The organism is Spiroplasma endosymbiont of Megaselia nigra (assembly GCF_003987485.1).
Classification (GTDB): Bacteria; Bacillota_I; Bacilli_A; order Mycoplasmatales; family Mycoplasmataceae; genus Spiroplasma.
Genome location: NZ_RCOO01000069.1, coordinates 1 through 6,047, shown reverse-complemented (window position 1 = coordinate 6,047; position 6,047 = coordinate 1). Strand labels below are relative to the sequence as shown.

General features: G+C 27.7%; 5 protein-coding genes and 1 riboswitch. All 5 genes read right to left on the bottom strand.

Annotated elements, in window-relative coordinates; all coding sequences use genetic code 4:
• Positions 1-432 precede the first annotated feature (432 nt).
• The 5 genes from D9R21_RS04005 to deoD all read right to left on the bottom strand — a co-directional run bounded on the left by D9R21_RS04005 (position 433) and on the right by deoD (position 5,035).
• Entirely contained in the window at positions 433-1,020 is a 588-nt protein-coding gene (locus tag D9R21_RS04005) for a nucleoside 2-deoxyribosyltransferase (protein ID WP_126821196.1), read from the bottom strand.
• Between the two features lie 15 nt (positions 1,021-1,035).
• Positions 1,036-1,569: a bifunctional 4-hydroxy-2-oxoglutarate aldolase/2-dehydro-3-deoxy-phosphogluconate aldolase gene (locus D9R21_RS04000; RefSeq protein WP_241568738.1), complete on the bottom strand. Its 534-nt coding sequence runs from the start codon at positions 1,567-1,569 to the stop codon at positions 1,036-1,038.
• A gap of 77 nt (positions 1,570-1,646) precedes the next feature.
• Positions 1,647-3,635 (bottom strand): transketolase, encoded by a 1,989-nt coding sequence (gene tkt, locus D9R21_RS03995; protein WP_126821194.1) that lies wholly within the window; start codon positions 3,633-3,635, stop codon positions 1,647-1,649.
• Between the two features lie 46 nt (positions 3,636-3,681).
• Positions 3,682-4,305, bottom strand: coding sequence for a deoxynucleoside kinase (locus tag D9R21_RS03990; protein WP_126821193.1), 624 nt, complete (start codon positions 4,303-4,305; stop codon positions 3,682-3,684).
• Positions 4,306-4,324: 19 nt separating this feature from the next.
• Entirely contained in the window at positions 4,325-5,035 is a 711-nt protein-coding gene (deoD, locus tag D9R21_RS03985) for a purine-nucleoside phosphorylase (RefSeq protein ID WP_126821192.1), read from the bottom strand.
• Positions 5,036-5,430: 395 nt separating this feature from the next.
• A riboswitch (cobalamin riboswitch) is annotated at positions 5,431-5,602 on the bottom strand.
• Between the last annotated feature and the right edge of the window lie 445 nt (positions 5,603-6,047).

Sequence of the window (6,047 nt, the reverse complement as noted above, 5' to 3'; positions counted from 1 at the left end):
GCAAATTTGTTGTTGCTTATTAATTTTCATTACCATTCCTTTCTTTGATATTATTTTTTTATTTATTAGCCAAATTAATTAATTGAAACAGAGAAAGGACAACACCTTAAGGGGAGAAAAACAGGTATACTTTGTAAAAATTCCTAAGATATTTAATAAATATATGTAACACAACTTGAAGTTAATAAAAAAAGTTGTGATAAAAAGTTTCTATTTTAAGAATTTAAGATGCTGTCCTTTCTCTGAATCAATTAATAATTATCGGTTTAAAAATAAAAAAACAACCCTTTTTATTTAACAAGAGTTGTTTTTTGGAGCTTCATCGTACACGATGCCTATCCAATAATTTTTTTATAATTCTTTTCTTTTAATTTCACAGCATAATAAAAAGAGTTATAAATCATATAACTCTTCATTAATTTATTAATTAATTTAAATAAAACAATCAAAACCATGATATAAAGTATCTTCTCTTTCTTTAAAAATATCTTTAATATCATATTTTTTTCGATACTCTTCAATTCTTCCCGTTTCAATAGCTTTAATTGCTTCACAAGCTAATTTATGCGAATTACATAATGTCATTTGAGGAACATCACCATTATTTAATGGTTCATAATATAATGCTCCTGTAATCATTTCGTTTAAACCAAAACCAGGATATTCTCCTTTTAAAATTCCTTGATGTAAACGAAAGTCAGAAATAATTGGGAATAAATATTTATTTTTATTATGAATTGCTTGTTCAACTACTAAACCAAATTCCATATGAGTTCCTGAATCTCAACCATCTAATTCTAAAATAACATAATCTGCTTCAGTTAAACCAACATAATCTAATTCAAAAATTGCTTTATTTGTAGGACGTTCTTTTTGATTTGTTTCAAAATCAACTGGATTTCCAATAATAAAGTCTGGAAACATTTCACGCAACATATCTCCTTCACGTTTTCTTGTGTTTCATTGGGCCTCAGTAAACATACTACCCGCATTGTAAATTACTTTTTTATTATCTCTCATATTATTTTTTCTCCCTTATTGATTAATTATTGTTTCAAATGTTTTAAATTTTTCCATATCAAGACCTGTACTATTAATATCACCAGTGATAAAAGCACCGACAGCAATTAAATCATATCCTAAGTTTTTTGCTTCTTCGTAATTTGTTAAATTAATTCCTCCTGAAGCCATATAAACTTTTGTTGGAAAAAATGTTTTAATTGTTTGAATAAAATTTAATTTAAATGCTGTTGCTGGGAAAATTTTAATAATTTCTCATTTAGCATTAACAATATTATTAACTTCTTGTAGTGTCATTGCCCCCGGAATATACAGTAAATTATTTTGATGACAATATTCACTAACTGCTTGGTTAAAAACTGGACCTACTAAAAATTGAGCTCCAGCTGTTGCTGCTTGCATTGCTTGTTCTAATGTTAAAACTGTTCCTGCTCCAACTAAAATTGTTGGATACTTGTTACGAACAAAACTAATTAATTCTGCAACATTAGGAATTGTGAAAGTTAATTCTAAACATTTAACTTTTAAATTAATTAACTGTTCACAAATTTGTTGAGAAACAACATAATTATGATTTCGAATTACATAAAAAGTTTTATACTCTAATAGTTTTTCTAATGTAATAATTATTCTCCTAAATATGCTGTAATTCTATTAATAATAGAAGTTTGATCTAATTGCTTATACTTAATAACAGCATCCGCACTTCCCGATAAACCATAATCATCAACACCTAACATTAAGCCAGTTTTACCAACAAATTTATATCAAACATAATCATTTGAAAATTCAATTGCAATTACTTTTGTTATATTCTTTGGTACAATTTTTTCTCGATACGCTTTTGACTGTTGTTCAAATAATTCAACACAAGGCATTGATACAACACGAATATTTTTCTTAATTGTCTTAGCTGCAACAATTGCTGGTGCTACTTCAGTTCCTGTTGCAATAATAATTGCCTCCAATGGTTTTGTCTCATCTTCAGCAACAACAATATATCCCCCTTTTAACGTTTGTTCTCAACATGTTTCTGATAATTGATATGGGGTATCTTGTCGCGATAAGATTAAAGCTGATGGAGCACTTTTTGCTTCTACGCTTGCTTTCAAACACCCAATTGCTTCTTTAATATCCGCTGGACGAAACACATTTAAATTCGGACAATTTCGTAGCATTGCTAATTGTTCAACTGGCTGATGTGATTTTCCATCAAAACCAACACCGATTGAATCATGTGAAAAAGCAAAAATTACGGGTAAGTTTTGAATACAAGCCATTCGAATACATGGTTTCATATAGTCAGCAAAAATTAAAAATGTTGAATTAAATCCTTTCAAACCTTGGTGTAATTCAACACCAATGCTAATTGTTCCGGCAGCAAATTCACGCACTCCAAAATGAACATTATTATTTTGTGGTGTTGATGTTGTTCATGAACCATTATAACCAATAATTTTGGTTGCAGTTCCCAAATCAGCACTACCTCCAAACATATTATTTAAACACTTTTGTTGATAATATTTAAACACATCACCCATAATAATTCGTGTTCCTGCTTTTTTATCTTTATCAGTTGTTAATAAAGCTTCAAAAGCTTTTAAATCAACCGATGGAATTACAAATAATTCTTCATATTCCTTTGGAAATGTTGCTTTGTAAGCAGTTATTTTTTTCTTTCATTCTTCATATTTTGTTGCTCCTCGTTTAGCAAAAGTGTCTTGTCAATGTTTTTTAACATCATTATCAACATAAAATTGAGGATGATTAAAATCATAAAATGCTTTTACTTGTTCCATCTCCTCGGGAGTAAATGGTGAAGAATGCATAGGTGAACCTTGTTTTGGATGCCCATAACCAATAATTGTTTTACATTCAATTAATGTTGGTTTATCATATTTTTGCGCTTGTTCAATTGCTTTTTGAATTGCTGGTAGATCCTCATCTGCGTTTTCAATTCGAATATAATTTCAATTTTGTGCTTCAAAAAAACGTTGATAATCAATTTTTAAAACAGCATCACATTTTGTATCTAATTGGCAATCATTTGAATCATATAACATAATTAATTTATTTAATTTTCATACCCCAGCTAATTGGATTGCTTCAATTGCTCCGCCTTCTTGCAAATCACCATCGCTACATAAAACATAAGTATAATGGTCAATGATTTTATAATCTGGTTTATTAAATTTAGCTGCTAAATGTTGTTCAGCTAATGCCATTCCAACTCCATAGCCAACTCCTTGTCCTAGGGGACCAGAAGAATTATCCACTCCAGGAGTAACACCATATTCTGGATGAGCTGGCGTTTTTGAATTAATATGACGATAATTTTTTAAATCATCAATTGTTAAATTATAACCAGCTAAATGTAAAATCGCATATTGTAAGGTTGAAGCATGTCCTGGAGATAATACAAAACGATCACGATTAATTCAATCAGGTACTGCCGGATTAGCAATTAAATTATTTAAATAAATTGCTTGCATCAGTGGTGCTGCACTTAATACAATCCCCGGGTGGCCAGTTTTATTATAAATAATAGGATCTAGTCCTAAAATTCTTAAATTACTTAAACTTTTTGTTTCTATATTATTATTTGTGCTTTTCATTTTAATTTCCTCCTTATTAAATTAAAATATTAATAATAATTATTTTTTAAATTAAACAAGGAACTTTATTATCAAGAGGTAATAAATGTTGCATAATAATGCTTATTTTTTCTGAAAAATCATCACTGTCAGCATCAATAACAATAAATTGATAATCATTTTTTAATTCATGATATAAAATTTCATATTGTTCATTTAACTTTTCCCAGTAATAATATGGGGTTTCTAATTCTAATTGACGCCCACGTTGTTTAATTCGTTCAACCGCTTTTTCAGTTGAAACTTTTAAATAAATAATGACATCAAAGCCTAACTTTTTATTCAAAATTGGAACAATAACATTTTGAAAAAAACGATTATAAACTTTAAAATCAATTTCATTCATAATTTTTAATAAGTGGGAAACTCGCACAAAAACAGGGTCTTCTAAAATTGTGCGGTCAAAAACAGTATCCTCTAAATTATCAATGTTGAAAAATTGCTCAATTCTTGTTGTTAACATATAAATTTGCATTTTAAAGGAAAATCCTTCCATATCTTGGTAAAAATCTTTAAAATATGGATTTTCTTCTAATGGTTCTTTAAATAAATTATAGTTTAATTGTTTACATAATTCTTCACTAACTTTTGTTTTTCCTGCTCCAACGGTTCCAAAGACTGCAATTTTCATTTTATTGCTCCTTTCGTTTTTAACCCATTAATTGAACAGCAGTATCTAATGCTAATTCAACCATTGTCATAAAATTATTTTGGCGTTCCAATGCTGTAGTAACTTCTTTAGTTACAAGATGGTCAGAAACTGTTAATAATGTTGCTGCATGTTTTTGCGTAACAATTGCATTAGTAAACAAAGCATATGATTCCATTTCAACAACATCTAACTTATGAGTATGAGCAAAGTCTAATGAATCATCATAACGATAAAAAACATCTGCTGCATGAGCAATTCCCGTGTGAGTTTTAATTTCTTTTGCTTGTGCTACAGTTTCAATTTCATTAAATAATTTTTCACTTGCAGCAATTAAATTACTATCAATATTAGCTGCAATTTTTGCATAATTACTTTCGCCAAATGCTTCACGAACATTAAAGATATCATAAACTTTAATATTTGGATTATAACTTCCAGCTGAACCAATTCTAATAATATAATCAACATCATAAAACTTAAATAATTCGTATGAATAAATTCCAATACTTGGACAACCCATTCCACTTCCAGCAATTGTTACCTCAATGTTTTTATATTTGCCAGTATACATTAACATATTTCGAACTTCATTTACTAATTTTAAATTTGTTAAATATTTCTCAGCAACGGTTTTTGCCCGTAATGGGTCTCCCGGCATTAAAACAACTTTTGCAATTTCTTCTTTTTTAGCATTAATATGTGGTGTCATTTTTTTATTCCTCTCTTTTCCGCTTAATTTAATTACCAATAAATACCTATCAATGCTATTTTTATTTAAAAAGTAAGGATATTTAAGCAACAAGAAAAAGAATATTGTTGCATATCCACATAAATGATGTTTAATTTCTACGATTATTTTAATTAATAATTTAAGACAATAGCAAAAATAAAACCATTTTAAATCAAATGCTATTAAACTTAATTATTAATTAATTTTATTATTTATTATCTTTTAAATAATACCTTTTGATAGGATTACTGATTTAAATTAACAACTAAAAAACGCTTTTTGACGTCTTTCAAATTATTATTTAATAGTTTTCACTAATAAATAATTAATCATCTAACCCCAGAGATAATAACTATAAGTGCAGCATTGATATTTTACCAATGTTTTTTTAGATCGGTCTACTGGCTTAGTTTCACTTTACTCACTATTCCTTCTCAAGAAATATTTTCTCAATGGAATGATGTTAGCTTTCATCCACTTTACAGTTGCTGGGACAGCCTAGGATTCACACCTAATTACCGTAACATCCAAAATTGCTTTTTAAAGTTGTTAAAATAATAATATAAAGTTTACTTTTAAAATGCAAGTTAAAATTAACAAATTATTTACCAACTAAAAACAAATTAGGAAAAAAGTTGATATTTTTATAATTAAAAATGAAACTATTGTTAGAAAAATCTATAAGCATATAATAAAAATTGTAAATAATATTTATGGACCTTATTAAGTATTTTTACTCCTTTCAAACCCAATATAGAATCAAAAAATAGTCAGCAATCTAGCCCACCATAAAAAATAATAGATAACATAATAAATCAAATAATAAGCAATCAATAACAAATAGTTATTTATTGGTCGCATGTAAAAAATTGGGGTTTTGAAAAAAACTCAGAAATTGAATAAGAATAATAAATTAAACCATTTACTAAAATGGTTTTTTTATTTGTAAAACCAAAATTATTAATTGATTCAGAGAAAGGGCAGTATCTTA